Annotated in this window: 25 protein-coding genes; 5 read left to right on the top strand and 20 right to left on the bottom strand. The window is 71.0% G+C overall.

The genetic code is table 11. The features are described 5' to 3' along the window. Positions 1–3: 3 nt before the first annotated feature. The 10 genes from NQZ70_RS23385 to NQZ70_RS23340 all read right to left on the bottom strand — a co-directional run bounded on the left by NQZ70_RS23385 (position 4) and on the right by NQZ70_RS23340 (position 9,200). Positions 4–1,038 carry a hypothetical protein gene (locus NQZ70_RS23385; protein WP_129576177.1) on the bottom strand — a complete coding sequence of 345 codons (1,035 nt, stop codon included), beginning with the start codon at positions 1,036–1,038 and terminating at the stop codon, positions 4–6. Further along, positions 1,035–2,705, bottom strand: coding sequence for a serine/threonine-protein kinase (locus NQZ70_RS23380; RefSeq protein ID WP_129576176.1), 1,671 nt, complete (start codon positions 2,703–2,705; stop codon positions 1,035–1,037). Before NQZ70_RS23380 ends, NQZ70_RS23385 begins: the two co-directional genes overlap by 4 nt. A 141-nt stretch (positions 2,706–2,846) precedes the next feature. Then, positions 2,847–3,509, bottom strand: coding sequence for a hypothetical protein (locus NQZ70_RS23375; RefSeq protein ID WP_237245543.1), 663 nt, complete (start codon positions 3,507–3,509; stop codon positions 2,847–2,849). Between the two features lie 79 nt (positions 3,510–3,588). Next, the gene (locus NQZ70_RS23370) at positions 3,589–4,515 is read right to left on the bottom strand and encodes a PfkB family carbohydrate kinase (protein WP_129576175.1); all 927 of its coding nucleotides are present in this window, start codon (positions 4,513–4,515) and stop codon (positions 3,589–3,591) included. 154 nt (positions 4,516–4,669) lie between these two features. Continuing rightward, positions 4,670–5,557 (bottom strand): S-methyl-5'-thioadenosine phosphorylase, encoded by an 888-nt coding sequence (gene mtnP, locus NQZ70_RS23365; RefSeq protein ID WP_129576174.1) that lies wholly within the window; start codon positions 5,555–5,557, stop codon positions 4,670–4,672. Next, positions 5,554–6,192: a guanylate kinase gene (gmk, locus tag NQZ70_RS23360; protein ID WP_129576173.1), complete on the bottom strand. Its 639-nt coding sequence runs from the start codon at positions 6,190–6,192 to the stop codon at positions 5,554–5,556. Before gmk ends, mtnP begins: the two co-directional genes overlap by 4 nt. A 9-nt stretch (positions 6,193–6,201) precedes the next feature. Continuing rightward, positions 6,202–7,071 carry a YicC/YloC family endoribonuclease gene (locus tag NQZ70_RS23355; RefSeq protein ID WP_237245671.1) on the bottom strand — a complete coding sequence of 290 codons (870 nt, stop codon included), beginning with the start codon at positions 7,069–7,071 and terminating at the stop codon, positions 6,202–6,204. A gap of 26 nt (positions 7,072–7,097) precedes the next feature. Beyond that, positions 7,098–8,144 carry an SDR family oxidoreductase gene (locus tag NQZ70_RS23350; protein ID WP_129576171.1) on the bottom strand — a complete coding sequence of 349 codons (1,047 nt, stop codon included), beginning with the start codon at positions 8,142–8,144 and terminating at the stop codon, positions 7,098–7,100. 23 nt (positions 8,145–8,167) lie between these two features. After that, positions 8,168–8,485 (bottom strand): hypothetical protein, encoded by a 318-nt coding sequence (locus tag NQZ70_RS23345; protein ID WP_129576170.1) that lies wholly within the window; start codon positions 8,483–8,485, stop codon positions 8,168–8,170. A gap of 202 nt (positions 8,486–8,687) precedes the next feature. Next, positions 8,688–9,200 (bottom strand): DUF507 family protein, encoded by a 513-nt coding sequence (locus NQZ70_RS23340; protein ID WP_129576169.1) that lies wholly within the window; start codon positions 9,198–9,200, stop codon positions 8,688–8,690. 233 nt (positions 9,201–9,433) lie between these two features. Here NQZ70_RS23340 and NQZ70_RS23335 point away from each other — a divergent pair, with 233 nt between their 5' ends. After that, entirely contained in the window at positions 9,434–10,174 is a 741-nt protein-coding gene (locus NQZ70_RS23335) for a Crp/Fnr family transcriptional regulator (protein WP_236644713.1), read from the top strand. A gap of 374 nt (positions 10,175–10,548) precedes the next feature. On the opposite strand, the gene NQZ70_RS23330 is transcribed toward NQZ70_RS23335, so the two are convergent. The 5 genes from NQZ70_RS23330 to NQZ70_RS23310 all read right to left on the bottom strand — a co-directional run bounded on the left by NQZ70_RS23330 (position 10,549) and on the right by NQZ70_RS23310 (position 15,819). Continuing rightward, the gene (locus NQZ70_RS23330; protein ID WP_129576168.1) at positions 10,549–11,640 is read right to left on the bottom strand and encodes a TIGR04552 family protein; all 1,092 of its coding nucleotides are present in this window, start codon (positions 11,638–11,640) and stop codon (positions 10,549–10,551) included. Positions 11,641–12,528: 888 nt separating this feature from the next. Continuing rightward, a complete protein-coding gene (locus tag NQZ70_RS23325; protein ID WP_129576167.1) occupies positions 12,529–12,972 on the bottom strand; it encodes a hypothetical protein in 444 nt (147 codons plus the stop codon). Positions 12,973–12,978: 6 nt separating this feature from the next. After that, the gene (locus tag NQZ70_RS23320; RefSeq protein ID WP_129576166.1) at positions 12,979–13,443 is read right to left on the bottom strand and encodes a cytochrome c; all 465 of its coding nucleotides are present in this window, start codon (positions 13,441–13,443) and stop codon (positions 12,979–12,981) included. A 206-nt stretch (positions 13,444–13,649) separates the two neighbouring features. Then, entirely contained in the window at positions 13,650–14,273 is a 624-nt protein-coding gene (locus NQZ70_RS23315; RefSeq protein ID WP_237245541.1) for an OmpA family protein, read from the bottom strand. A 466-nt stretch (positions 14,274–14,739) separates the two neighbouring features. After that, entirely contained in the window at positions 14,740–15,819 is a 1,080-nt protein-coding gene (locus NQZ70_RS23310; RefSeq protein ID WP_237245540.1) for a hypothetical protein, read from the bottom strand. Positions 15,820–16,052: 233 nt separating this feature from the next. On the opposite strand from NQZ70_RS23310, the gene dnaE reads away from it, so the two are divergent. Then, entirely contained in the window at positions 16,053–19,691 is a 3,639-nt protein-coding gene (gene dnaE, locus NQZ70_RS23305) for a DNA polymerase III subunit alpha (RefSeq protein ID WP_129576163.1), read from the top strand. On the opposite strand, the gene NQZ70_RS23300 is transcribed toward dnaE, so the two are convergent. Then, positions 19,684–20,685, bottom strand: a complete 1,002-nt coding sequence (locus NQZ70_RS23300) for a MoxR family ATPase (RefSeq protein WP_129576162.1) — start codon at positions 20,683–20,685, stop codon at positions 19,684–19,686. The two genes, dnaE and NQZ70_RS23300, sit on opposite strands and share 8 nt — an antisense overlap. Positions 20,686–20,786: 101 nt before the next feature. Here NQZ70_RS23300 and NQZ70_RS23295 point away from each other — a divergent pair, with 101 nt between their 5' ends. Continuing rightward, positions 20,787–22,097, top strand: coding sequence for a DUF4388 domain-containing protein (locus NQZ70_RS23295; protein WP_129576161.1), 1,311 nt, complete (start codon positions 20,787–20,789; stop codon positions 22,095–22,097). Positions 22,098–22,124: 27 nt separating this feature from the next. Here the strand turns inward: NQZ70_RS23295 and NQZ70_RS23290 are convergent, their stop codons facing one another. The 4 genes from NQZ70_RS23290 to NQZ70_RS23275 form a co-directional block, all read right to left on the bottom strand. Next, entirely contained in the window at positions 22,125–22,736 is a 612-nt protein-coding gene (locus NQZ70_RS23290; RefSeq protein ID WP_129576160.1) for an HAD-IIIA family hydrolase, read from the bottom strand. A gap of 7 nt (positions 22,737–22,743) precedes the next feature. After that, positions 22,744–23,364 carry an SIS domain-containing protein gene (locus tag NQZ70_RS23285; protein WP_129576159.1) on the bottom strand — a complete coding sequence of 207 codons (621 nt, stop codon included), beginning with the start codon at positions 23,362–23,364 and terminating at the stop codon, positions 22,744–22,746. 61 nt (positions 23,365–23,425) lie between these two features. After that, complete coding sequence (locus NQZ70_RS23280; RefSeq protein ID WP_129576158.1) at positions 23,426–24,421, bottom strand: sugar kinase; 996 nt, start codon at positions 24,419–24,421, stop codon at positions 23,426–23,428. After that, a complete protein-coding gene (locus tag NQZ70_RS23275) occupies positions 24,418–25,164 on the bottom strand; it encodes a nucleotidyltransferase family protein (RefSeq protein ID WP_129576157.1) in 747 nt (248 codons plus the stop codon). The genes NQZ70_RS23280 and NQZ70_RS23275 overlap by 4 nt, the downstream gene beginning before the upstream one ends. Before the next feature lie 122 nt (positions 25,165–25,286). On the opposite strand from NQZ70_RS23275, the gene NQZ70_RS23270 reads away from it, so the two are divergent. After that, the gene (locus NQZ70_RS23270; RefSeq protein WP_129576156.1) at positions 25,287–25,559 is read left to right on the top strand and encodes a hypothetical protein; all 273 of its coding nucleotides are present in this window, start codon (positions 25,287–25,289) and stop codon (positions 25,557–25,559) included. A 313-nt stretch (positions 25,560–25,872) separates the two neighbouring features. Then, on the top strand, positions 25,873–26,508 hold the full coding sequence (locus NQZ70_RS23265; protein WP_129576155.1) for a hypothetical protein: 636 nt from the start codon (positions 25,873–25,875) through the stop codon (positions 26,506–26,508). Positions 26,509–26,712 lie beyond the last annotated feature (204 nt).

Genomic DNA, 26,712 nt, shown 5'->3' with positions numbered 1-26,712 from the left:
GCCTCAGCGGCCGAGCGCGGGCAGCACGCGCTCCGCCAGGATCGCGGGGAGCAGCCGCAGCTGCGCGCAGTGTTCGCCGGGGCCCGAGCCGGCGTAGCCGCGCACGTAGAGGCTGCCCCCGTCGTACATCCGCGTGAGCCGCAGCGCGTCTCCCGCTCCCTCGGCGCCGAGGCCGGGCGCTCTGGGCGGCGCGCCGTCGCCGCTGGAGGTCACCGCGATGGAGCTCGCGCCGAGCTCGCTCAGCAGGAAGGTGGCCACCTCTTTCGTCGACGCGTAGCCGCTCGTCGGGATCTCGGTGTGCGTCAGGTAGAAGACCGGCGCGCCGCGCGCGGCGGCGTTCGCGAGGGCGACGTACGGCGCGAGCTGACCCTGCACGAGCGACGTCTGCCCCGGCATGTAAGAGGCATAGAGCGAGTCGAGCAGGATCAAGGCGTCCACGTGGCTGGTCCCGCGCTCGACGACCCTGCCGATCGCGCCCGATCCCGCGCTCCAGGACGACAGCATGAGGCGGCGCGCGCGCCCGCCCGCGATCCCGGTCGCGGCGCCGACCTCGCGGTCGATCGCCTGGAGCAGCGCGTCCCAGCCGCCGCCCTCGAGGGCGCGCGCGTAGTCGCTGGAGCGGGTCCCCAGGTCGATCCCGGCGATGACCAGCTCCATGTCCCTCGGAGCCAGCACCTTTCGGATGGCCTCTGCGCCGTGAAAGTGGACGAGCAGATCGTAGCCGCCGTCCGCCGAGATCGCGCGCGCCGGCGGGACGAGGAGCCTGCCCAGCGGGAGGGGGCGCCAGCGCTCGTAGCCGCCGAAGCCGTGGTCGGCGAAGTCGCAGCCCGCCTGCGCTTCGCGCTCCTCGAGCGCGATCCGCTCCGGCTCGCCGCCCCTGGGCAGCGGCGACGGCTCTGCGGGCGCGCTCGCCGGAGCCGGGACCGGCGACGCGCTGGGCTCCCGGCTCCGGCGGAGCAGCAGCACGCCGCCCATGACGCCGAGGCTCGCCGCCAGGACGAGCGCGTCGCGGAGCTGCCGCGTCCTTCGGCCGCTCAAAACCCGGGATCGGTGACGGTCGGCACCCACCGCGTCGAAGGAGGCTTGCTCGGGGTGGCTTTGCGCGCGCTCGCGGCGCTGGATCCAGCGGCCGCCGCGCTCGGCGCCGCGGGGCCGGCGGCCGCCGCGCTCGGCGCCGCGGGGCCGGCGGCCGCCGGCGCGCCCTTGGCCGCCTGGCTCGGAGCGCCGGTCCCGCGCTCCTCGGGACCGGCGGCGTCGATCGGGTCGCGGGCCGGTACGGCGCCGATCTCGTCGCTGTCGACCAGGATCGCGGCGGTGCTGGCCGACGCTGGGGCGGCAGCCGCCGCGGCGCCCGCGCTGCGGTCGACCACCGCGGCCTGCTCGGGCGCGATCGGCTGCGGCGCGGGCCGCTGCCGGAGCCACACCACGCCCGCGCCGAGCGCCGTGACGAGCGCGAGCGCCGCGGCTGCCGCCAGCGTCCCCGAGCGACTCCGCGCCGCGGGGACCTCGATCGGGCCGAGCGGCGTCTCCTGGCCAGGCGAGCTCTGCGGCAGCGCCTCGGGCAGCAGCGCCGGCTGCGTGAGCGAGGGCGCGCTCGCGCGGACCGTGGGGAGCTGTGCGTTCGGATGGCCAGGGGGGAGCTGCGTGAAGAAGAGCTCGCTGATGCTGTCGCGAACGAGCATCACCTCGGGCGGGTGCGACGCGCGCTCGTCGAGCATCCGGACCGTGTCGCGCAGCGCGGCGCGCCGGCGCTGGTTGCGCTCTCCGAGGAGCCCGCGCACGAACGCCCCGACGTCGTGGTCCGTCACCGTCGGCTCCTTCGCCAGCACGGCCTCGAGCGCGCCCTCCAGCTCGAGCATCGTCTGGTACCGCTTGTCCGGGTCCTTCTGGAGGCACGTCATCAGCACGTGATCCAGGTCGGCGGGGTAATCCGGGTTCTTCAGGCGGGGCGACAGCGCTGGCCGCGAGGTGATGTGCTGCAGCGTGAGGAGATCGTTCTCCGCGGTGAACGGATGATCCCCCGTCGTGAGCTTGTAGAGCACGATGCCCATCGCGAAGATGTCGGTGCGCCGATCGACCCGCTCGCCCCGCGCCTGCTCCGGGGACATGTACGGGACCTTGCCCTTGATCTGGCCCGCGGTCGTGTCGTTGCCGGAGCGGTTGGTCGCCTTGGCGACGCCGAAGTCCACGAGCTTCACGTGGCCGTCGTACGTCACGAGGATGTTCTGGGGCGACACGTCGCGGTGCACGAGCCCGAGCAGCTGATCGTCGTTCTGCGGGTCGCGGAGCTCGTGGGCGGCGTGCAAGCCGAGGCAAGCGCGGCTCAGGACGCGGAGCGCGATGCGCAGCGGGATCGCCACCCCGCTCTTGTTGGCCGCCCGCGCGATGACCGACAGCGCCTCGCCGTCGACCCACTCCATCACGATGTAGAGGACGTCGCCCTGCTCCCCCAGGTCGAGGATCTCGGCGACGTTCGGGTGATGGATCCCCGAGGCGAGCCTCGCCTCCTCGAGGAACATCGACTCGAACTGGGCGTCCTCCGAGAGCGACGGCAGCATCGTCTTGATGGCGACCGTCTTCTGGAAGCCGCGATGGCCCTTGCGGCGCGCGGCCCACACCGTGGCCATCCCCCCCTGCGCGATCGGCAGGAGGAGCTCGTAATGCCCGAGCTCCTTTCCCGGCAGCAGCTGGGGTTGGGGGATCATGACGTCGTGCGGCGCGCTCCGGACCGAAATGCAGGGAGCCCGGAAAGCTTGAGCAAGTCTAGCATCCGGGCCCGGCAGGCACGTTATGTGGTGCTGCTTACACAAACGCGGTCCGGAGGAGCGCCCCGCCGCGTCGGGAGATCACGCGCCGGGCGGGACCGCCTGTCCCCACAGCTGCTGGTAGATCTCGCTGAGCTTCTGGTGGGTGTCGGCCGAGAAGCCGTTGACCGCGTAGGGCCAGCGGAAGCCGTCGCCCATCGCCTGGTTGCACGAGAACGAGACGAGCAGATCGACCGGCGTGGGGTTGTTCGGCCGGATGATGGAGATGCCCAGGCCCGGGTAGAAGCAGTTCCCGCGGTCCGCCGTGAAGCTGTCCTCGTCGCCGAAGACGTCGAGGATCTGATCCTTGAGCTCCTCGTCGGCGTCGCTGGTCGTGAGCTGGCGCTGCTGGAGGATGACGAAGTTCTTGAAGCGGGGCTGAGCCGGCAGCGTCGGCGCGGCCGCGGTCTGTCCCGGGATGAGGTTGGGTGGGATGAGGCCGGGGAGCGCCTGCTGCAGCCCCTGGAGCGCCGCCTGCCCCATCTGCTGGAGCTCGGGCGGGATCCCCGGGATGAGGGTGGGGGCCGTGGTCGCCGTCGGCGTCGGGGCCAGCTCCTGCCCCTGGAGGCGGAGCACGGTGATCTGCGCCTTGTCCATCTCGTCGAACGGCGCCGTGCGAGCCGCACAACCGGTGACGAGGGGTGCCAGCAAGGCGATGCCTGCGAGTGTACGGGTGGTGAGGTTCATGTTCACTTTGACGGTCATCTAGCACGGCTATGCGCCGGAAGGTGAACAGCGACCGCACACGGCAGGCCCTCGCCCCCGGCCCGCCCCGGGGCGGGCTTCACATCGTGCTCGCGCCGAACTCGTAGAGCGCCCGGATCTCGGTGAGGCGCGCCGTGATGTCGGCGCGCGTCACCTTCGCGATCCGCTGCGTGCCCACCGCCTCGACGCAGAACGAGGCCGTCGCCGTCGCGTGGAGCATGCCGCGCCGGAGCGCGAGCGGCGTGACCTCCGGCTGGCCCGCGAGGTAACCGATGAGCCCGCCTGCGAAGGCGTCGCCGGCGCCCGTCGGATCGACGACGTCCTCGAGCGGGAAGCCGGGCGCCGCGAACACGCCCTCCTCGTCGAAGAGCAGCGCGCCGTGCTCGCCGCGCTTGATGATCAGCCGGCGCGGCCCGCGGGACAGGATCTCCTTCGCGGCGCGGCGGATGTTGTACTTGCCCGAGAGCTGGCGCGCCTCCTCGTCGTTGACCACGAGCGTGTCGATGCGGCGCAGCATCGCCGCGACCGCCTTCGGCTCCCCCTCGATCCAGAAGTTCATCGTGTCCGCGAGGACGAAGCGCGGCGAGCGGACCTGCTCGAGCACGTCGAGCTGGAGCGCAGGGTGGATGTTGCCGAGCAGGAGGAAGGGCGTGTCGCGGTACGCCTCCGGCAGCTTCGGCGCGAACGACGCGAACACGTTGAGCTGCGTGTCGAGCGTCGTGCGGTGGATGAGATCGACGTCATAGCGCCCGGCCCAGCGGAACGTCTTCCCCGGAGCGCGCTCGATGCCCTCGACGGCGATGCCCCGGGCGCGCATCGCCGCGAGCGTCTCCTCGGGGAAGTCGTCGCCGACCACGGCCACCGTGCGCACCGGAGCGAAGCACGAGGCAGCGAACGCCGAGTACGTGGCCGAGCCACCCACGACGTTCTTGGCGTTGCCGGAGGGGAGCTCGAGGTCGTCGAAGGCCATCGAGCCGATGATGAGGATCGCGGAGGGGGTCGTCACAGAAGCCTCTTATTCGGGTTTGCGCGCAGCCGCTAGCCGCGCGTTTCGTTTCAGCGGCGACGTCGCCGCGCCCGCGTGGCCGGGCGAGATGGCGCCCGCCCGCGGCCCGCTGCCGCAGGGCGGGCGCGGCGACAGCCTTCGCCGGAGGGCACGCTCAGTCCGCCTTCTGCCGAGGGCCGATGAGCCACTCGAGCCGCGCCTGCGCGTCGGGCGAGGTCGCGCTCGCCGAGGTCATGATGGAGCTCCGCAGCGCGTGGCGCGCCGGGCTCTGCGACACGTCCGGGAGGCCGTGGGCGAGGGCCTTCGCGACGTTCCGCGCGTGCACGATGTTGCGGTTCAGCACGGCGATGACGGCCTCGACGCTCACCGCCTCCTCGGTCACGTGCCAGCAGTCGAAGTCGGTCGTGAGCGCGAGCGTGGCGTAGGGGAGCTCCGCCTCGCGCGCGAGCTTGGCCTCGGGCAGGTTGGTCATGCCGATGACGTCCGCGCCGAGGGACCGGAACATGTGGCTCTCGGCCCGCGTCGAGAACTGCGGGCCCTCGATGCAGACGTACGTGCCGCCGCGGTGGACGCGCGCGACGGTGGCGCGCGCGGCCTCGTAGACGGCGCTCGCCATGAACGGGCACACCGGATCGGCGAACGGCACGTGAGCGACCACGCCGTCGTCGAAGAACGTGGAGATCCGGCGCTTCGTGAAATCGAGGAACTGGTCGATGACGACCAGGTCGCCGGGCTCGATCTGCTCGCGCAGGGAGCCCACGGCGCTCACGCTGAGCACGTGCGTCGCGCCGAGCATCTTCAGCGCGCAGATGTTCGCGCGGTAGTTGATCGTCGACGGGGAGAAGCGGTGCCCGCGGCCGTGGCGCGGCAGGAAGAGGACGGTCGCGTCGCCGCCCTTGACCTGTCCGCGGAGCACCACGTCGCTCGGCAAGCCGAACGGTGTGGACACCGAGACCTCCTCGACGTCCTCCAGCCACCCCATCTCGTAGAGCCCGCTGCCGCCGATGACGGCGAGCACGTCGCGCGTCGCGCTCTCGCTCATCGCTCGAACCTCCGCTCGGAGAGCAGCCGCTCGCAGAGCGCCGCGCGCCGCTGCCGGCGGCACCGCTCGGCGAAGACGAGCGACCTCAGCTGCTCGTACGCGCGGTTGATCTCGTCGTTCACGATCACGTAGTCGAAGAAGCCGTAGTGCTCGATCTCCCCCTTCGCGTTGCGGAGGCGCCGCAGCGTCGTCGGCTCGTCCTCGGTGCCGCGGCCGCGCAGGCGCCGCTCGAGCTCGGCGAGCGACGGGGGCAGGATGAACACGGCGATCGCCTCGGGCAGGCTCGCCTTGATCTGCCTCGCGCCCTGGTGATCGATGTCGAACAGGACGCCGCGCGCCGTGGCCCGGGCGATCTCGATCTCCTTCAGGCTGGTGCCGTAGAGGTGATCGTGCACGCGGGCCCACTCGGCGAACGCGCCGATGCGGATCATCTGCTCGAACGTGCCCGGGTCGACGAAGTGGTACTCGCGCCCGTCGACCTCGTTCGGGCGCGGGCGCCGCGTCGTGTGAGAGACCGAGAAGCGCAGGTCGGGGAACTCGCTGCGCAGCCTCCCGCAGAGCGTCGTCTTCCCCGCGCCGGACGGGGACGACACGATGAGGAGGAGGAAGTCGTCACTGAGTGCTTCGGTCGACATGCTCTCCTGTCACTCGATGTTTTGGACCTGCTCCCGCAGGCGTTCGAGCTCCACCTTCATCGCCACGACGTGTTGGGAGATGGCGGCGTCCTGCGCCTTGGAGCCCAGCGTGTTCGCCTCGCGTACCATCTCCTGGAGCAGGAAGTCGAGCCTCCTTCCGCAGGGGTCGCCGCCCGGCGCCGCGAGCGCGCCGCCGAACTGGTCGAGGTGGCTCCGGAGGCGGGTGACCTCCTCGGTGATGTCGCTGCGCTCGGCGAGCAGCATCACCTCCGCCTCGATCCGCGCCGCCTCGAAGCCGGTCTCGATCCCCTGGAGCAGGCGCTCGACGCGCTCGCGCAGGCGCCGCCGGAGCGCCTCGCGCGCGTCGTCGGCGCGCGCCACCACCTCGGAGGCGAGCGCGCGGAGCGTCGCCACGCGGCCGCGCATGTCGCTGGCGAGCGCCTCGCCCTCGCGGTGGCACATGCCCTCCATCGCGTCGATCGCGCGCTCGATCGCGAGCTTGAGCGCGGCGCGGACGGCGGCGATCTCGTGCCCGCCCGCGGGGGCGAAGAGGTCCGGCACCGCGCAGAGCAGCGAGAGCGGCACGTCGGCGCCCGGCGCGAGCTCGTCGCGGAGCTCGGCGAGCGCGCGGAACGCCGCGCGCGCCTTCGACTTGTCGAGCGTGCTCGAGGCCAGCACCGCCCCCTCGGTGCGCACGATGATCTCGATGCGCCCGCGGCGCAGGCGCTCGCGCACCACCTGCTCGGCGAACATCGTCAGATCGACGAGCTCGCGCGGGAGCCGCGCGCGCACGTCGAGGAAGCGCTGGTTCACCGAGCGGATCTCGGCGACGACGCGCCCTTCGGTGAGCGAAGCGTCACCGAGCCCGAAGCCGGTCATGCTCCGCACGAGCCGCTCCGCTCTACCTAGCTCGCCTGGTGCCCGGTGTCCGTGGCCGCTTGGGCCTTGGGCAGCGGAACCTTGCCACAGGTGACCGTGGCCGACGCGGCCGCGGGGCCCTTCTCGCGGAGCGTCCGCAGGTACGTGACCGTGGGGGCGATGCCGTCCTCCCAGCGCACGCGGGGCTCGTACCCGATGAGCTCGGCCGCGCGCGAGATGTCGGCGAGCGAGTGGCGGATGTCCCCCGCGCGGGGCGGGAGGTGCTCGATCGCGACGTCGCGCCCGAGGACCCGCGAGATCTCCCTGCAGAGCTCGTTCAGCCCGATCCTGCGGCCGCCGGCGATGTTGATGACCTCGCCCTTGAACTTCTTCGGCGACGTGGCGCCGAGCAGGTTCGCGAGGACGGTGTTCTCGATGAAGCAGAAGTCGCGCGTCTGCTCCCCGTCGCCGTAGATCGGGATCGGCCGGTTCTGCAGGGCGGCGTCGATGAACCGCGGGATCGCGGCGGCGTAGGCGCCGTCCGGCGTCTGGTTCGGCCCGAAGACGTTGAAGTAGCGCAGGCTCAGGGTCTCGATGCCGTAGATGCCCGCGAAGACCTTCATGTAATGCTCGCACGCGAGCTTCGTGACGGCGTACGGCGAGAGCGGCATCGGCTCCATGGCCTCGTGCTTCGGGAGGACGGGCGTCTCGCCGTACGCGCTGGAGGACGCGGCGAAGATCACGCGGCGCACGCCCTGCCGGCGCGCCACGTCGAGCACCGTGACCGTGCCGCCGACGTTGACGGCGTTCGACTCGACGGGCGTCTCGACGCTGCGCGGGACCGAGCCGAGCGCGGCCTGGTGGAGGATGACCTCGACCCCCTTCGCCGCCGCCGCGACCGCCGCCGCGTCCCGGATGTCTCCGGTGATGCGCTCGATCGACGACTGGTGCGGGAGCCCGTCGAGGTTCTCCCACCGGCCCGTCGCGAGGTTATCGAGGACGCGGACCCGCTCCCCGGCCGCGGTCAGCGCCGCGACGAGGTTGCTTCCGATGAACCCGGCACCGCCGGTGACCAAGTAGCGAGGCGTGGACATGTGCGTGCTCCCCCAGCGGGCGCCTACTTCTTCTTGAAAAGGTTGTCGAGCTTGGAGCGCGAATCCGCGATGCGCTTCGAGTTATCTTCCGGTACGCCGTTCTTGAACGTGAAGAAAGTACAATAGTTCGCCCTTTCCCGGTCCGGGATGTACTCGGCGATGTGCTCTTTGCACTGGTTGTGCGCGACCGGGTCCCAGTTCTCGCAGTTCTTGCAGCAGTGGAGGTCGACACCGCAGTGGGGGCAGGTGTCCGCGCGCTGGAGCTTCACCTCGAAGATGAGCTCGTTCTTGCATTTATGACAGAAGTGCCGCTTCGCCTCGACCTTGGGAATCCAGCTCATGATGTCCTCCGGTACCACGACGGAGCCCGATCTGGCAGGCGGAACGTTCCACGAGGGGAATGGTCGTATATGGTGCACCATTGTCCTACATGGCGCCCCCGTGCCTAGGCGCGCTGTGGTTCGGGTGAGGTCTCGCTGAACCGGCGTACGTCACGGGCGGCTCGCTCGCTCCGCGACGAGCTCGCCCGCCTGTCACCGCCGGCTACAGCAGGCCCTTGCGGCGCTGGATCTCGCCCATGACCCGCTGGTACTCGATCTCCCAGGTGCGGGAGCCTTCCTGGACGTGGCGGAGCTTGCCGCGGACCTCGTTCTCGAGCGCCTCGTCCATCTCCAGGTATTTCCGGAGGATGGGGCGTATCCGGCGCCGCAGGTCGTGATCCTCGACGAACACCTCCTCGACGTTGTTCGAGTGCATCAGCATCTCGAGCACCTGGTCGAGGAGATAGTCCATCGTTTCCTCGCCTGTCTTGATCCCCTTCTGCTCCGCGGCCAGGCGCTTGACCCGGTTGAACTCGCCCTGGGGCAGCCCGCGAGCCTGGAGGATCTCTTTCGCCCGCTCGGTCGCTTCCCGCTCGGCGTGCAGGTAGCTCGTGAACACCGACTCGATGTCGAGCGCGACCTCTTTTTTCGACTCGCACTCGATATCGTGATTGTCCACGAGCGCGCGGACGATTTCTTCTGTGAGAGGAGTAATTTTGCCGCTAAAGAGGCGCATCCAACGTCCGTAGCTGGAGGAGCGGTCGAACTGGCTCCCCCGTGCAGGGGTTCATTCACGGGGCGTGCCCGGCTCAAACCGAAAGGTACGGGCCGCGTCTCCGGGATGTCAACGCAAGTGGGAGGTCCCGGCACAAGTCGGAGCCCCCCGGCCGGCGGGGCCCTCCCGGAAACAGCAGGACCGCGACACCGCAAACCGCAGGAGCAGCCGCGATGATGATGGGTAAGGATGCGATGGCACGGAGCGTCAGGGTTCAGCCTGGCGCGCTCGGGAACGACGGTGGACTCGACCTAGACTCGCGCAAACGACGGGTCGTCCGGCGCGGGGCGATCGGCAATGCGGCATCCCCGGCCACGCAGGCGGCGCTGGCCGACGGGGGCACGATCCAACGCGTCGCGAAAGGGCGTCACCTCGTGACGCAGGGCGACGCGGCGACCGCCCTCGCGATGCTCAGCCTCGGCCGGGTCCGCCTGGTGCGAGGGATGAGCGACGGGCGCAGCTTGTCGCTCGGTTACAGAGGGGCCGGCGACGTGCTCGGCGAGGCCGCGCTCGGCGGCGTCACGGCCCACCGGGAGAGCGCGATCGCCACCGAGGACGTCGAGGCGCTCATCGTCCCGCTGGCGACGGTGCGCAACCTGATGGCGAGCGACGCCAACTTCGCCGCCGCGATCGTGACCACGCTGGTCGAGCGCCACACGGACACCGAGGAGCGCCTGGCGTCGATGCTCTTCCGCAACGTGGAGGCCCGCCTCTGTGAGTTCCTGCTCAAGGCCGCGACGCGCTGGGGCATCCCCGATCCGCGCGGGGTGCTCATCTCCGCGCCGTTCACCCATCAGGAGATGGCGAGCATGATCGGCTCCACGCGCGAGACCGTCACGCTCACGCTCGGCGATCTCCGCCGCAAGGGGGTGATCGAGATCGATCGCCGCCGGATCGTGGTGCTCGATCGCGACGCGCTGAAGAGCCGCATCTGAGCTCGTTCGGCGGCGTCGCTGAGGGGACCGTCGGTCTCCTCCTAGCGCCGCCCGTCGCCGCCCAGGCTGCTCGCTCGGCGGCCTCCGCTCCGACAGCCCGACTGCTCCCGGCCTCGCAGCGGCGTCCGCCTCCCTGCTCCAAGCGCTGCTTCTCCAAGGGACCCCGGGTCCAGAGATCCTGCGGACCTCTCTGCCAGCTCCCCGCTGGGCAGCTCCATCCCACGCCACGTGCCGCGGTCACGCATCCGTGGAAGGGGCCGCGCGCTCGGCGCCTCGCGCGAACGGCGCCCCGCGCGAACAGCGCACGGCCGCGCACCGCGCGCCGGTGCCCCTGTCGATCCGGAGCGCGATCCGCGCTGCGGCGCGCGGCGCGCTCAGCGGTCGCGCTTGGGGCCGCCGCTCACCGGGTCGCGGGTGGAGCGAACGCCGAGCTTGAGCCTGCGCATGACCGCGTGCTTCTGCCGCTCCTTGTACCTGGCGTGGCTCGCCTCGCCGACCTCGTTCGCCGCCTCGGTCTCGCGGTCGATCAGCTGGAACTCGCAGAGGACGAAGATGATCGGCCCGAGCGCCCACGCCGCGGGCGGCGCCATGTCGAGGATCTCGGCGGGGAGGCGCACCGGCAGATCGACGACGAAGTGGATCACGCGGTAGCTCCGATCGCTGAAGCTGTTGTCGCCCGCCGTCAGCCCGTCGTCGACGTCCGTCTGCAGCGCCTCGAGCATCGGCTGGAGGAACGGCCGCGTCTCGCAGTAGCTCCGGAACCGCAGGATCGTGTTCGTGCTCTCGCCGGGCACGACGTAGTTGAACGGGAACAGGCGCTCCGAGAGGTAGAGGAGGACGGGCAGCAGATCGTCCACCGTGCGGCAGACGATGCGGAAGCGGAGCTTGTCGTAGATGGCCGCCGCGGTCGTGTCCGTCTTCGACAGGAGCTTCGTGTAGAGCGAGTCCTTGTTCTTCCGCCCGCCGATGAACTCGGTGATGGGGAAGCCCGCCGCGAGCATGCCGCCGATCACCCGGTACACCTTCTCCTCGACGAGGTGGAAGACGTCCTGGTCCGACATCGGGATCGAGAAGAGCAGCTCGCGCCCGGCCAGGTGATGGATGATGTGCATCGCCTTGAGGATCGTGCAGGCGCAGAGCTGGCGATGGCCCTTGCCGGAGGCGAGCATCAGGATCTCCTCGACCGACGCGCGCGCGACCGGGCTCGGGATCGGGAACTCGAAGTGGCGGCGCAGGTACGCGATCGCCTCGTTCTTGACGCTCTCGAGGTGGGCGCGATCCCCCGGCTCGTCGGGGCGGAACTCCTGCGCGAGCAGGAGATCGCGCGCGTCCTGCTCGCTCTGGAGGTTGAGCCGTCGCCAGTCGATGACCGATTCGCCGCGCAGGATGAGGTGCACGGACTCCAGGTCCATGAGCGTGAACTCTTCGAGCCGCTTGAGCCGGCCGACGGAGGCGTCGTGCGTCATGACCTCACGCCCCCCGAGCGTAGGCGCCGGCGCTGTCGAGCGCTCGGGAAAGCGTCGCGGCGGCGTGCAGCGGGCGGCAGCTGGGCGAGAAAATCAGGAGACAGGGGCGTTCGGCGGGGCAGGGCGAGAGCTCGGAGTGCGGCCGAGCGAAAGGGTCCCGAGGAAGATGCCGATCGTCAACGCCACGACCGCGGCGTGGCCGAGGTACGCGCCACTGCAACCAATGGCGGCGAACGGGGCAAGCGCAGCCAGATACCACGGGGTGATCCTCATCGGTTCTCCTTCTCCGCCTCCAGCGACACTGTACAGGTCGCATGGTCGCTCCCTCCGGGGGGGCACCACGATGCTTCACGGTTGTCCCGGTCAGAGCGTGTAAGTTGTTGTAGGATAAGGTGCCACGCCCTGCTGCTGCGGGCCAAGAAGTAGCGGTTCCGGGGTGAACGCATCAAGGGAATTCGTTCTCATATTCCATTCCCATCCGAACCGCGGCCCCTGCTTACACGAAACACTGAACAAAAACAACGGTTTGCCACCGAAGCTGAAGCTCTTGCATCACGGGCTCCACGCGGCCCGCCGGACGCGAGGTGGTGCCTCAAGGACACGCTTCCAACTCACGGCACTGCCTGGCTTGTCAGTTTCCGGGAGTCAACGGTCTCGTGCGTCGACCGACCGCGAGGAGGAAAGGGGGGCGCATCGCCGGTCCGTGCCGCCGGTCGCGCGTCTCGGCGAGACCGGCGTGAGCCCGCGCGACGGCGCATCCGGGGCGCTGCCATGCACCGCCCCGACGAGCGGAAGCAGGGGCTGAACGCGGCCGATCCGGCGACGCGCCGCGTGCGTCCGGGAAGGAATCCTTCGAGATCGCCCGCGATAGCGCCGGGCGCGCGCTGTTCAGCGCACGAACAGCGTGATCCGGGAGGAGTCTCCCAGCGTGACGGTCCGGCTCGTGACGTCGTGCCCGCGCTTCCGGTCGACCGCGATCTCGACCTGGTAGAAGCCGTCCGGGAGCGACACCTTGGTGAGGACCGTCCTCGGCGCCGTCCCCTCGGCGAACCGCCACGAGCTGTCGACGACCGGCGCGGCTTCGGTCGCGCGCTGACCCGAGGAAGGTTCCGTCCAGGTCACGTCGAGCCGCACGACGGTCGCCGCGTCGTCGAGCCTCAGCTCGACCTCGCGCTCCTCGGGCATGCTTTCGAAGAGGACGCTCCCCGCGAACAGCGCGCCCACGACGAGGATCACCGGCGCGAGCCGACGGGCCCAGGGGCGACGACCGTCCGGGGCGGCCGGCCGTTCTTCCGGCGCCTCATCGAGGTCCTCCTGCGGGGTCGAGCTCATCGGGGGCTAGCGCTGTGCCGGTGCGGAGCCGCTTGCTCTGCTGGTGCGGATTCGCTTCACGAGGCCATCGATCACCTGCTGCGGCAGATCGAAGGCGGGCATCTTGTTCTTGCCCTTCCGGATCACCTCGGCGATCTGGGCGTCGGTCACCCGCTCCTGCCAGGCGGTGTCGGTGAGATCCGGGGCGCGAACCATCGGACCTTGCGGGCCATCGCCGCGACCGGCCCTGCCGTGACAGGTGGAGCAGTTCCGCTGCCAGGCGAGCTCGATCAGCCCCGGGTCGGTCTCGTTCGAGGCGACCGGCCGCGCGGCGACCTTGCCGCCCTGCCCCTCGTTGGGGCTCGGCGGATCGTGATCGGCCGGCGTCCATTCGCGAACATCGCCCGGCCCGGGGTCGCAGCCGAAGAGGCCAAGCGAGAGGACGGCCGTGAAGAGGAGGCGGCCCAGGGGCCTGTCGTGGCGTCGCCGCATGGGGTGGAGGAGTACGGATAGTGAAGATGATGGGGGAGGCAAGCGAAGAAGGACAACAAGACGACGTCCGCCGCCGGCGCGCGCGGGGTGGCGCGGCGCGGCGGCGAGCGGGGCTCCGTCGTCGAACGGTCAGGCCGCCGGGCGCGGCTCGGACGCGCCGCGAGGACCGCGGCGCGCCCGGAGGGGCGCAGCCAGGCGGAGCGCCGTCACTTGCAGGGATCGCCGGCGACCTTGCCGCCGCCGTCCACGGGCTGCTTGTCGACCGCCTTGCCGTCGACGGCCGCGATGAAGAACCCGGTGCGGCGGTTCTGGGCCTTGCCGTCGGGCGTGTTGTTGTCGGCGATCGGCTTGGTCTCGCCGAAGCCGACGGCGATGAAGCGCTTGCAGTCGTGGCCCTTCGCGACGAGCCAGCGAGCGACCGACATCGCGCGCTTCTCGGACAGCACCTGGTTCGCGGCGTCCTCGCCGTCGGAGTCGGTGTGCCCCTCGACCCGGAGGAGGGTGACGTCCTTCCGCTGCTTCAGGAAGTCGTCGACGATGCTGAGGACCTCGTCGCTCTCGGGCAGGAGCTTGTCGCTGTTCGTCTCGAAGACCACCGGGCCGGGCAGCTCGACCTGGTTGCCCTTCAGCTTGAAGGTGAGCTTGAAGCGCGGGCGGGGCTTCTTCTCCTCCTTCGGCTCCTCCTGCTTCGGCTCCGGCGGGGGCGGGGGCGTGGCCGCCGGCTCCTTGCCGCCGGCGTTGAACGAGGCGCTGGCCGTGCAACCGGCCGTCGCGGCGGCAGCGCCAACCATCATCACGGCGCACAGAACGGAAGCGACGTATCTACGCATGGACGTTGTTCTCCTCTGAGGGCACGAGCCAGAGCTCGCATCGGCAACCCGCCGGGCTGACGCCCTGGGACGGCAGCTCGCCATGAATCTTCACTGCCATCGGGTATTTGCGTGGTGGACGCTCGAAGCGATGCCGCCTTCTAGCGAAAAGTTGGGACAAACGAAACCAGGAAGAGGGCGCCTCACGGACCCCCACGAGCGGGCGGACCGAGAGAGCGCGCCACCAAGGCCTCCCTCGCTTGAGCGCGTACCCTGGACGGGCGGGGTCGATTCTTGAGACGCTCGCGGGGCGCGCGATGGCTCAACGGCGAGCACGATCTTCGCGCAGAGCGCGGGCGGGCTGAGCAGGTCGCACGTCGCAGGCTGTGGGGAGCTCTGGCGAGGGGGCACCCGGGGGAGGTGCCCGCGGAGCCCTCGACGAGGGCTCCGCTGGGATCGCCGCTGCTGGATGGGAATCGCGCGGCGCTCAGCCCTGGTCCGGGGGCGCTTCCCCGCACGGCACGCCGCTCGTCTCGGCAGGGGGTGCGATCTCGCCCAGCTGGACCTGCTTCGCCGTGAACCCGATGCCGATGGAGATGGCGTTGCACTCCTGGCCCGGGTCCTGGCTGCCGTCCTTCAGGATGTCCGAGGCGCGACGGACCTGGTCGAGGGTCGTCTCCAGCCCCGCGCCATCGCAGAAGGTCGGCTGGACAGCGCCGATGACGCTGCGCAGCTCCTCGACGAGGACTGCCGTCTCGAGCACGCCCGCGATGGTGCCGTTGACCACCGACTTGTGATCGGGCGCGAGGTCCATCGCGATCCTCACGTTGCGGATCGTGAGGCCGATGGTGGTCCCCGAGATCGTCAGGTTCAGCTTGAAGGTGACCTGCGACTCCGGGCCCGAAACCCACGTGTCGTCGACGACGTAGCTGGCCGGGAACATGACCTTGGCACTCTCGATGTTCTGAGCGTCCTCGAGCAGCTCCGGGACGACGGGCCACCTGTCGCTGCCGTCCCAGGCGGGCGCCATGCCCAGCGTGGCGCCGCCGTAGAGCTTCGCGGTGAGCGGGTTGTAGGACGACTGCGCGCCGAGCCCGTCGACCTTCAGGATCACCGTGAAATCGCCGTTGGCGATGGCGTCGGTGACCCTCGTCGATGGGTCGCTCAGCAGAGTCGCAATGAGGCCGACGAGCTTGTTGCCGAAGGAGTTGTCGATGCCGTCGACGCCGTCCGGATAGACGTCGGAAGGGGCGGCGCCGTCGACCGGCCGGCAGAGGTCCTCCGAGATGGTGCTGGACACCTTGCCGTCGATGTTGAAGCCGTACTGCTTCCAGCTGCCCGGTACCTTCTTCCCGGCGCGATCCGTGTCGCCGAGGAAGAGGCGGTCGATCGCGAACGCGACCCCCTCGCCGTCACCGGCCTGCTCCGGCCCCGGCCCGGGCGGCTGGCCGAGGTCGACGTCTTGTTCAGCGGGCGGCGGCGCGGCCTCTTCGGAACCACAGCCGGCGACGGACAGGAGCGCCGTCGCCAAATAGACCGCGACGGCGATACGGGAATGGCGCATCATCGACCTCACTTTCTGGAAACCCCACCCCAAATCAGGCAAGTGCTCTCAAACGGGCGCACATGCTAGCGCCGGCTCGCGCGCCTCATCAAGGGCGATCCCCGCTGCGCAATGCGCTATATGTGAGCTCGCAGGCACGTGACGGTCGGTCGTCCAATTGCCTCCCGATTTCGTTCTCCCTGATTACCTGTCTTTCCCGATTCACACGACGATGAGAAGCCACCTGGAAGCCCGCTGTGACCGCTGAGTTCATCCACCTCCACGTGCATTCGCAGTACTCGCTCCTCGACGGCGCCCTCCGCGTCAAGGACCTCGCCGCGCGCGCCAAGTCGCTCGGTATGCGCGCCGTCGCCCTGACGGATCACGGGAACATGTTCGGGGCGATTCAGCACTACAAGGCCTGCAAGGACCAGGGCATCGGCGCGATCATCGGCTGCGAGGTGAACGTGGCGCGCAGCTGGGGCGCGGCCGCGGGGCAGGTGTCGCGCTCGGGCGTGGACGAGACGCCCGTCGATCACCTCGTGCTGCTCGCGACGTCCGAGGAGGGCTACAAGAACCTCGTCCGCATCGTCTCGCTGGGGCACGTCGAGCCCGCGAGCGGGCTCGCGCCGAGCGTGCGGCTCGACATGGTGGCGCAGCACAGCGCGGGGCTCATCGGCCTGACCGGCTGCATGGGCGGCGTGGTCGCCCAGCGGATCCTCGAGCAGGGCGAGGACGAGGGGCGCGAGGCGCTCAGCCGGCTCCGGGACTGCTTCGAGCCGGGGAGCCTCTACGTCGAGCTCCAGGACCACGGGCTCGTCGAGCAGTCGGTGCTCAACGGCATCCTGGCGCGCGCGGCGGGCGATCTGGGGTTGCCGCTCGTCGCGACGAACGACGCGCACTTCGGCGCGCGCGAGGACGGCGAGGGGCAGCTCTACCTGTCGTGCATCGCGGCGAACCGCACGTTCGCCGATGCGAGCGAGGCGCACCACGGCAGCTTCGAGATGTTCCTCAAGCCCGCCGACGAGATGGCGCACCTCTTCCGCGACCACCCGCAGGCGGTCCGCTCGACGCTCGAGATCGCCGAGCGGTGCGCGGGGCTCAAGCTCAAGCTCGGCAAGCCGATGCTCCCGCGGTTCCCGCTGCCGAGCGGGTTCGACGACCCGGCGAGCTACTTCCGGCACGTGGCGCACGAGGGGCTCACGAAGCGGCTCGCGCAGATCGCGCGATCGGGCCGGACGGTGGACGAGGCGGTCTACCGGGCGCGCCTCGACGTCGAGCTGAACGTCATCGTCCAGATGGACTTCCCGGGCTACTTCCTCATCGTCTGGGACTTCATCAAGTATGCGAAGGACCACGGCATCCCGGTCGGGCCGGGCCGCGGCTCGGGCGCCGGCTCGCTCGTGGCCTACGCGATGGAGATCACCGATCTCGATCCGCTCCCGTACAACCTGCTGTTCGAGCGCTTCCTGAACCCGGAGCGCATCAGCATGCCCGACTTCGACGTCGACTTCTGCATGGACCGGCGCGACGAGGTCATCTCGTACGTCACGAAGAAGTACAGCAAGGAGGCCGACAAACCCTCCGTCGGGCAGATCGCGACGTTCCACGAGCTCAAGGCGCGGAGCGTCATCAAGGACGTCGCCCGGGCCATGGCGTTCCCCGCCAACGAGGCGCAGAAGATCGCGAGCCTCATCCCGCAGAAGGGGCCGGGGATCACGTACACGATCCCCGAGGCGCTCGACATCGAGCCGAAGCTCAAGGCGCTCAAGGAGAGCGACCCCACGGTCGCGGAGCTCCTGAAGCAGGCGCAGAAGCTCGAGGGGCTGACGCGGCACGCCGGCATGCACGCCGCCGGCGTCGTGATCAGCGAGGGCCCGCTCTGGGATCACGTCCCATGCTTCAAGAACGGCGAGCAGGTCGTCACGCAGTACTACAAGGACGACGTCGAGCTGGCCGGGCTCGTGAAGTTCGACTTCCTCGGGCTGAAGACGCTCACCGTCATCGACATCGCGGTGCGGCTCGTGAACGCGCGCCCGGACCTCGCGGGCAAGGAGGGCGCGCGGTTCGACGTGAACGCGGTGCCGATCGACGACCCCGCCACCTACGCGCTCCTCCAGTCGGGCGAGACCACCGGGGTGTTCCAGCTCGAGTCGAGCGGCATGCAGCAGCTCTTCAAGGACCTGAAGCCCGACGCCTTCGAGGACATCGTCGCCGCCGTGGCGCTCTACCGGCCCGGGCCGCTCGGCACCGGCATGGTGAAGGACTTCGTCGACTGCAAGCACGGTCGCAAGCCGATCGAGAAGATGCACCCCCTCGTCGACGAGCTCCTCCGGCCGACGTACGGCGTCATCGTCTATCAGGAGCAGGTCATGCAGATCGCGCAGCGGCTCGCGGGCTACACGCTCGGCGGCGCCGACCTGCTCCGGCGCGCCATGGGCAAGAAGAAGCCCGAGGAGATGGCGAAGCAGAAGGCGACGTTCGTCGACGGCGCGCTCAAGAACGGGGTGAAGGGGGAGGACGCCGAGCGCATCTTCGGGCTCCTCGAGTACTTCGCGGGCTACGGCTTCAACAAGAGCCACTCGGCCGCGTACGCGTTGCTCACCTACCAGACGGCCTACCTCAAGGCGCACTACCCGGTCGAGTTCCTTTGCGCCCTGATGACGGCCGACCGCGACAAGATCGAGAAGGTCGTGCGGATCATCGCGGAGGGGCGCGCGTGGGGGGTCGAGATCCTGCCGCCCGAGATCAACGAGTCCAAGACGGACTTTACCGTCGTCTACAGCGCGACGCCGGTGACGAACGGCAAGCGCGTGACCGGCACCCGGCGCGGCGGCTCGCGGGTGAGGGACCCGTACGACCCGAAGATCCGCTTCGGGATGGGGGCGATCCGCGGCGTCGGCGAGTCGGCGCTCGAGGCGGTCCTCGAGGCGCGGGAGGCGGGGGGCGCGTTCGGGGATCTCTTCGACTTCGCCGAGCGCGTCGATCCGCGGCGGGTCAACAAGGGGGTGTTCGAGGCGCTCGTGCAGTGCGGCGCGTTCGACGCGAGCCTCCGGGCGCGGGGCATCTCGCGGTCGCGGGCGTTCGCGGCCATCGACAGGGCGCTCGAGCGCTCGCGCTCCGCGAGCAAGGAGCGGAACAGCGCGCAGATCGGCCTGTTCGCGGCCGTCGCGTCCAAGAACGAGGTGCGGCTGGACGACTACCCGATGGTCGAGGACTGGGATCTGCGGGAGACGCTCTCGCGGGAGAAGCAGTCCCTCGGCTTCTACGTCTCGGGGCACCCGCTCGATCGGTACGGCGTGGATCTGAACCGCTTCGACGTGACCGCGGTGAGCGCGCTGGCCGGACTGGATGCCTGGGCCAGGGTGCGCGTCGGCGGGATGGTCGAGGGCTACCGCGAGCGCATCTTCAAGGGCGGCGGCGGCAAGATCGCGTTCTTCGTGCTCGAGGACACGTCCGGCCGGGTCGAGGTCAAGGTGCGCGAGAAGCAGATCGAGGCCTACGGCGAGCTCCTGAACCGGGGAGAGCCGGTCTTGATCTCGGGCAAGGTCAGCTTCCCCATGGTGGACGAGGGCGCCGAGGAGGCCGAGTCCGCGCCGCGCGAGCCGACCCTGCTGCTCGACGAGGTGCAGCCGCTCTCCGACGCGATCCTCGCGCAGACGCGGAGCGTGGCGATCACGCTGAAGTCGCGCAGCGCCAGGCGCGAGCACATCGATCGGCTCGGCGCGCTCCTGCGGGCGAGCCCGGGGGTGTGCCCGGTGCAGCTCGTGATCCAGCTCGACGACGGGGCGGAGGCGGTGCTGGCGCTGGGGCGCGATCTCCGCGTCGAGCCGAACGACGCGATGCTGGGGCGGCTCGAGAAGCTGTTCGGCGAGAAGGTGGCCGAGCTCAGGTAGGCGGCTCGACCGCGCCCGCTTGCTCGGCGGCCCGCGCGAGGGCGCCGAGCTTCGCCTCGGCGTCGGCGCGGTCGCCCTGGTGCTTGAGGAGGACGCCGAGCGTGTCGCGGGCGAGCTCCGGGGTGATCGCGCGCTTGCCGAGCAGGAGCAGCGCGCGGGCCCAGTCGATCGTCTCGCTGATGGCGGGGGATTTCCGCAGATCCATGGCCCTGAGACCGGAGACGAACGCGACGATCTGCGCGGCGAGGCGGGGCTCGATCCCCGGGAGGGCGACCCTCAGGATGGCGATCTCGCGCGACGGCGGCGGGTAGTCCAGGAACGCGTGCAGGCAACGGCGGCGCAGCGCTTCGGTCATCTCGCGCGTCGCGTTCGTGGTGAGCAGGACGAGCGGCGGATGCGCGGCGCGGATCGTGCCGAGCTCGGGGATCGTGACCTGCGTGTCGGCGAGCACCTCCAGCAGGAACGCCTCGAACTCCGGGTCGGCGCGATCGACCTCGTCGATGAGGAGGACGACGGGGGCGGCGCTGCGCAGCGCCGCGAGGAGCGGGCGCGCGATCAGGAAGTGCTCGCTGAAGAACGACGCCTCGCTCCCCGCGATCGCGCGCGCGGCGGCGGCGAGGCTCGCCGCGCCGGCGATCTCCTTCGCGACCGCGTCGCGCAGGAGCTGCGTGTAGAGCATCTGCTTCGCGTAGTCCCACTCGTACAGCGCCTTCGCCTCGTCGAGGCCCTCGTAGCACTGGAGCCGGATGAGCCCGCGACCGAGCGCCTCGGCCGCGGCGCGGGCGAGCTCGGTCTTGCCGACGCCGGCCGGCCCTTCGAGCAGGAGCGGCCGTTCCATCCGGAGGGCGAGCCACAGCGCGAGCGAGGTCGCCGGATCGGCGATGTAGCGGGCCGCCGCGAGGCGCGCGTCGAGCTCGTCCGCGGTGGCCGGGGTGTCGTCGCGGGCGCTCCGATCGCCGGGCGCGCCGCCGTCGTGATCCGGGGGAGGCGTCACGGCGGGACGGTAGCACGCCGCGCGCGGCGCCCGGGTGGCGGCGCGGCGCGAGCGAGGCCGGCCGTGGCCGCGCTCTCCGCGCTGGGTTAGAGATCGCGGCGATGACCGAAGAGCACCGCTCGCTCGTGCGCATCGACGCGACTGGCACGGCTCACCCCGTCGACCTCGACGCCAGCAAGCACCTGCGCGCGCGGCAGGGGGTGTTCCAGCTGCTGCCCGCGCCCGGCCACCTCGTCGTGATGCGCCACGTGGGGAAGGAGGCGCCGGCCGACGCGCCGAAGGAGGCGCCGGCCGACGCGCCGGCGGCCGCGCCGCTCCGGCTCGCCGGGCAGATCATGGGGCCGGGCGCGCTCTGCGACGTCGTCTCGCTCATCGGGCAGGCGGGGTGGTCCGGCGAGCTCGTCGTGATCGACGGCGCGGAGAGCCGGTCGCTGTTCTTCGAGCCGGGCCACGCCATCGCCGCGCGCTCGAGCGCCCCGGGCGAGCGCATCGGCGAGGTGCTCTACCGCTACGGCGCGCTCTCGCGGCCGCAGGTCGACGCGACGCTCGCCGCCGCGGCGCCGGACGTGCGCTTCGGCGAGACGGCGGTGAAGCTCGGCTTCGTGCCGCGCGAGCGGCTTTATCAGCTGCTCAGCGCGCAGGCGGAGGAGATCGCTTACCGGGTGCTCCTCGCGGGCGAGGGGATGTTCTACTTCCTCGCGGGCTTCGAGGAGGAGCAGATCCCGACGCGCCACAGCCTCCCGGTCCACGCGCTGCTCCTCGAGGCGGTGCGCCGCATGGACGAGCTGCGCTATTTCCGCGAGCGGATCCCGTCGGATCAGCACGTGCCCGCGCGCGTGCCGGATCGCGGCCCGCCGCCGGAGGAGCTCCGCGCGGTGTACGACGCCGTCGACGGGCAGCGATCGGTGGCGGAGGTGGCGCGCGCGCTCGGGCAGGGGGAGTTCGAGACCACGCGTGCGCTCTTCCAGCTGGCGCAGTCCGGGCGGGTCGTGGTGCGCGCGCCGGGGCCGACGGGCGCCGCCGCCGGCATCGCGCTCTTCAACGAGGCGATCGCGTCGATCCTCTCCGCCGTCGACGGGGCCCAGCGGGGCGACGAGGTGCGCTGGCAGCTCGCCGCGTTCGTCGCGGGCGCGGGCATCTACGACGCCCTCTTCCGCGGCGCGGGGCCCGCGCCGGACGGGACGCTCGAGCCCGCGAGGCTGCTCGAGAACGCGACGCTCATCGCCGGCGCCGAGCAGGCCGAGGCGATGCTCTCGCAGTGGCTGCGCGAGTACGTCTCGTTCGCCATGTTCGTCGCGGAGCCGTGCCTGCGCCTGTCGCCCGAGGGCATCCCGCTCTCGAGGCGCAGCGACAACCAGCCGCCGCTGTCGAAGCGCGTCGCCGCGCTCGTGGGCCCGCTCGCGCCCAGGTAGCCGTCGCCGACCCGCGCGCGGGCGCCGCTAGCCTCGCGGCGCCGCGAGGATCTCCGCGGCCAGGAGATCGAGCCGCGGCGCCGCGCGATCGGGGCAGGGGAGATCGGCCTCGCCCCGCAGCGGGCACAGCTCGCAGCGGCGTCGATCCAGGAGCAGGCCCGCCCGCATGCCCGCGGCGCGCGCGGCCGCCACGTCGCTCGGCGCGTCGCCGATCATCCAGCTCGCGGCGACGTCGAGATCGAGATCGCGCGCGAGCCCCGCGAGCATCCCCGGCTTCGGCTTCCTGCAGTCGCACGGGCCGATCAGCGCCGGATCGCCGCCGGGCCCGCCCTCGGGGTGGTGCGGGCACACCGCGAGCGCCGCGATCTCGACGCCGGCCGCGCGCAGCCCGTCGACGAGCGCGCGGTTCGTGCGCTCGATCGCCCCCCAGGGGACCTGGCCCTTCGCCGCCCCCGGCTGGTTGGTCGCGATCGCCAGCAAGAACCCCGCGTCGGCGAGCCGCCGCAGGCCCTCGAGCGCGCCCGGCAGGAGCCGGATCTGATCCGGGTGGAACGCCGTCACGACCACGCCGAGCTCGGGATCGCGCACCACGTCGATGAGGGTGCCGTCGCGGTCGAGGACGATCCCGCGCCTCGCCACGCGGCGCTCAGCTCTCGGCCACGAGCTGCAGGAGCCGCTCGCAGATCAGGTGGTGGTAGACCTCGTGGAAGCCCTCGACGTGCGGCGTCGACGTGTAGCCGGCGCGCGTCCTCGGCACGATCACGCTGGCGTCGGCCATCTGGCGCAGCGCGCCGCCGTCGTAGCCGACGAGCGCGACCACCTTGGCCCCCGCCTTCCTCGCGAAGTCCGCGGCGGCCACCAGGTTCTGCGACCACGGGCCGGCCCGATCGGCGCCCGAGCCGCCGTGCACGCTCAGGCACACGAGCACGTCGCCGGCGACGATGCGGCCGTCGAGCTGCTCGAGGAAGATCCGGTTGAAGCCGACGTCGTTGGTCAGGGCGCTGAGGAGGGCCGCGTTGTCGCAGAGCGAGGTGCACTTGAAGCGGCGCTTGCCGTCGACCCACGTGAACTTGGCGATGTCGCAGGCGAGGTGGCTCGCGTTCGCCGCCGAGCCGCCGTTGCCGCACGTGTAGATGGTGCGATCGTTCCGGTACGCCTCGAAGAGGATCTCGATGACCCGCGCCATGTCGTCGGGGCTCGTCGCGAGGGCGATCTCGGCCGTCTCGCGAAGGTACTTTTCCACGAAGTCGTGCGTGCTCTGCGGCATGATCGATCTATAGCCAGAATCCCGGCGAGATGCCCAGTGAGCGGCGCGCCGGCGCGCCGGCTCACGATCGGTGCAGGTTCGCGACGATGCGCGCGCCGTCGAGATCGAAGCGGAAGCGCAGCACGCGCAGGCCCTTCGCGGCGAGCGCCTCCAGCACCCGGCGCTTCTCCGCCGGGCGGACGTAGAACATGAAGAACCCGCCGCCGCCGGCCCCCATCAGCTTGCCGCCGAGCGCCCCGGCGCCCCGGGCGACCTCGTAGATCTCGTCGAGGACCTCGTCGGTCATCTTGGAGGCGAGCTTACGCTTCTGGGTCCAGTGGGCGTGCAGGAGCTCGCCGTAGTCGTCGAGCTTGCCGGAGACGAGGATGCGGTGCACGTCGCGGCCGATCTCCTTGATACGGTGCATCCGCTCGACCACCGCGGGCTCGAGATCGTGCAGCCGCCGCCCCTGTTCGGAGAGCACCACCCTGGCCGGCCGCTCGATGCCGCTCCACACGATGAGCAGGTTGCTCTCGAGCTCGTCCAGCACCTCGTCGCGGACCGGCACGGGCTCGACGTGCACCGAGCCGTCCGGCGAGAACGTGAACGCGGTGACGTTGCCGTAGGCGGCGATGTACTGATCCTGCTTGCCGATCGGCTCCCCGAGGCGCTCGATCTCGATGGCGCACGCCTCGCGCGCGAGCTGCTCGGACGACACGAAGTCGCGCTTGTAGGCGTGCAGGGCGTTGAGGAGCGCGACCGTGAACGAGCTCGACGAGCCGAGGCCCGAGTTCGCGGGGAGATCCGCGACGCTCGTGAGCTCGATCGAATGCTCGATTCCCATCATCCGGAGCGCCTCCCGGAAGATGGGGTGCTCGATCCGGTCGACCGAGGGGACGATCTCGGTCTTGGAGTAGGCGAGGCGGATGTCGCGGTGGAAGCGCTTGTTGGCCGTGACGTAGATGTACTTGTCGATGGCGGCCGACACGAGGTAGCCGCCGAACCGGTCGGAGTAGGCGGGCAGATCGGTCCCGCCGCCGCCGAGGGAGAAGCGGACCGGGGCGCGGGAGACGATCATCCCCGCTCCTCCGCCGCGGCCGGGGCCCCGAGCGCGGCCTCGAGATCGCGGAGGCCCCGCTCGGAGCCGATCTCGTAAAAGCGCGCCGCGACCCGGAGCGCCCGCAGGCGGCCGCGCGCCGCGAGGTCGCGCTGCACCGCATCGAAGCCGAGCGGCGTGTCCGCCGGCAGCGCCTCGACGACCCCGCGGCGGAGCGCGGTCGCTCCGTAATCGATGTGATCGAGGGCAGGGTCGGGCGGGGCATCCGCGCGGCGCTTCTCGTAACGCGCCACGAGGTCGCCCGAGACGGCCGTGTTCGAGGCGTCCAGCCGATCCTCGTTCTGGTACACGGCCATCGTGCCGAGCGCGCCCGGGTGCGCACAGAGGTCCCGGAGCGGGGCCAGGTAATCGAAGGGCAGATAGGAGTCGCCGTAGGTCATGAGGAACACAGGGGCCAGGTGGGGCAGCGCGCGCCGCAGCGCGCCGGCCGTGCCCAGGAGCTCGGGGCCGTCGTCGGCGTAACGGAGCGGCAGCCCCGCGAACCGATCGCCCATCGCCGCGCGAACGGCGTCGCCCAGGTGACCCACGCAGAGGACCACCTCGCCGACGCCCGCGGCGGCGAGCCGATCGAGGAGCCACGCCCCGAACGGCCGGCCGGCCACCGGCAGCAGGAATTTCGGCGTGCGCTCCGTCCGCGGGTGCATCCGGGTGCCGAGCCCGCCGGCGAGGATCACGGCTTGAGGGGACGAGGCGTCGGGGCGCACCAGCGGGACGTACCACAGACGACGGCCACCATCGGTGCGCCTCGGGCGTTCCCGCTGGCGGCCCGGAGAAATCGTCGCCACAAACTGTACGACCGTTCAGCTACTGAACTAGGGTCGGCGCCATGACCGACAAGGACCTCGTTCCGCATCTTCTCCGGACGCTGCTCGCCCTCCAGAGCGAGGGCAAGACGGTGACCCTCGAAACGTTGACCACGGCCCTCGCGGTGCGCCGGACGGACGTCCGCCGGGTGATCACCGCCCTCCACCGCGAGGGCTACCTCGATGCCCTGCGGATGCGGCTCACGTTCCGCGGGCTCGCGCTCGGCGCAGCCTTCGCGGCGGCGCCGCTCCGCCCCCTGCGCCGCCCATCGCTGCGCGCGGTCAAGGCGGCTTGAGCGACCGCGCCCGCACCACGCCCGCGCCGGGGTCGCCGCGAGCAGCGAGTCGATCTCTGCCCAACGGCGTGGCCCCCGCCCTCGGACCGCGCCGCGGGCGGAGGGTCGACATGGATTGTCGATGAGTTTCGGATCTTGCCGCATTTCATTTGGTAGAGCGGCAAATTCACACTGGACACGCGCCCGAGCCACCGATCGAGCGCCGGGGCGGGGGCGGCGGCCGTCGCGAGATCGTCCGGGTTTCTCCGGTCTCTGCGCGTCACTCCGCGCGGAAGACGTTGACATTCCGGGGGATTCGTGAGACGGCGGCAGCGTGATATCCGATGTCGAGATCGAGAATGAGATTCGTGCTTTGGTGGCCGCGTTCCTGGAGGGCATGAAAGCGCTGGCCCGTAAGGACGTTCTCCAAAACGCAGCGCGGTACCTGGAAGTCGACATCAAGGCCGCAGGGATATCCGGGCCCGTCGCGACTCCCATGAAGCCGGCCCGCAAGGCCGAGCGCGCTCCGGCGCCGAGCCGCCCGGCCGCGCCGGCCCGAAGCGCGCCGCCGCGCAAGGCCCCCGCCCCGAAGCGCGCTGCGCCGCGCAAGAAGGCGGCCGCGCCGCGGGCCACCGCCGGCGCCGCGCGTCCGGCGGCCGCCCCGGCCAAGGCGCGCCGCGCGAGCGCCGCCCCCGCCCAGGCGGCGCCCGCCGTCGGGGCGGGCGCGAAGGAGGCCGAGCAAGCCCGCCCGACGAGCCCGGAGAACGCGCCGTCCGGGATCCCCGGGGACGAGATCGCCGAGGCGCTGCTCGCCCATGTGGAAATCGAGCCGGGCCAGGGCATCGACGATCTTGCGCTGGCGATGGGCACCCCTGCAGCCGAGCTCCAGGAGCCGATCAAGAAGCTTCTCGAGGAAAACAAGATCACCGAGGAGCTGAACCAGGGTCAGACGTCGTACTACCCGGCCTGAGCGGACATCGGCGCGCCGGTCATCCGGGCATGAGCGTTGCCTGAGCCGGCCGCACGGCGGGCGGCTGGCGCAGGCCGGCGCCGCCGTGGCCTCAGGAAATGCGCCGCCGAGGCCGCACGAAACGCGCCGCAGGCGGCGCGCCGAGCGGGCCCTGCGGCGATGTCCGGCCCGAGGCTGCGTTCTCGTGTGTTGGCTGACGTACCC

It is taken from the genome of Sorangium sp. So ce836 (genome assembly GCF_028553905.1).
GTDB classification, from domain to species: domain Bacteria; phylum Myxococcota_A; class Polyangia; order Polyangiales; family Polyangiaceae; genus Sorangium; species Sorangium cellulosum_D.
Note: the sequence above shows the minus strand (reverse complement) of the source record. Positions and strands in the feature narration are given on the sequence as shown.

Bases quoted from the DNA above. Each gene is read 5' to 3' on its own strand.
- NQZ70_RS23380 (WP_129576176.1), bottom strand. From the start codon at position 2,705: ATGATCCCCCAACCCCAGCTGCTGCCGGGAAAGGAGCTCGGGCATTAC.
- NQZ70_RS23375 (WP_237245543.1), bottom strand. From the start codon at position 3,509: ATGACCGTCAAAGTGAACATGAACCTCACCACCCGTACACTCGCAGGC.
- mtnP (WP_129576174.1), bottom strand. From the start codon at position 5,557: ATGAGCGAGAGCGCGACGCGCGACGTGCTCGCCGTCATCGGCGGCAGC.
- gmk (WP_129576173.1), bottom strand. From the start codon at position 6,192: ATGTCGACCGAAGCACTCAGTGACGACTTCCTCCTCCTCATCGTGTCG.
- NQZ70_RS23355 (WP_237245671.1), bottom strand. From the start codon at position 7,071: ATGACCGGCTTCGGGCTCGGTGACGCTTCGCTCACCGAAGGGCGCGTC.
- NQZ70_RS23350 (WP_129576171.1), bottom strand. From the start codon at position 8,144: ATGTCCACGCCTCGCTACTTGGTCACCGGCGGTGCCGGGTTCATCGGA.
- NQZ70_RS23345 (WP_129576170.1), bottom strand. From the start codon at position 8,485: ATGAGCTGGATTCCCAAGGTCGAGGCGAAGCGGCACTTCTGTCATAAA.
- NQZ70_RS23340 (WP_129576169.1), bottom strand. From the start codon at position 9,200: ATGCGCCTCTTTAGCGGCAAAATTACTCCTCTCACAGAAGAAATCGTC.
- NQZ70_RS23335 (WP_236644713.1), top strand. From the start codon at position 9,434: ATGGCACGGAGCGTCAGGGTTCAGCCTGGCGCGCTCGGGAACGACGGT.
- NQZ70_RS23330 (WP_129576168.1), bottom strand. From the start codon at position 11,640: ATGACGCACGACGCCTCCGTCGGCCGGCTCAAGCGGCTCGAAGAGTTC.
- NQZ70_RS23325 (WP_129576167.1), bottom strand. From the start codon at position 12,972: ATGAGCTCGACCCCGCAGGAGGACCTCGATGAGGCGCCGGAAGAACGG.
- NQZ70_RS23320 (WP_129576166.1), bottom strand. From the start codon at position 13,443: ATGCGGCGACGCCACGACAGGCCCCTGGGCCGCCTCCTCTTCACGGCC.
- NQZ70_RS23315 (WP_237245541.1), bottom strand. From the start codon at position 14,273: ATGCGTAGATACGTCGCTTCCGTTCTGTGCGCCGTGATGATGGTTGGC.
- NQZ70_RS23310 (WP_237245540.1), bottom strand. From the start codon at position 15,819: ATGATGCGCCATTCCCGTATCGCCGTCGCGGTCTATTTGGCGACGGCG.
- NQZ70_RS23295 (WP_129576161.1), top strand. From the start codon at position 20,787: ATGACCGAAGAGCACCGCTCGCTCGTGCGCATCGACGCGACTGGCACG.
- NQZ70_RS23285 (WP_129576159.1), bottom strand. From the start codon at position 23,364: ATGCCGCAGAGCACGCACGACTTCGTGGAAAAGTACCTTCGCGAGACG.
- NQZ70_RS23280 (WP_129576158.1), bottom strand. From the start codon at position 24,421: ATGATCGTCTCCCGCGCCCCGGTCCGCTTCTCCCTCGGCGGCGGCGGG.
- NQZ70_RS23270 (WP_129576156.1), top strand. From the start codon at position 25,287: ATGACCGACAAGGACCTCGTTCCGCATCTTCTCCGGACGCTGCTCGCC.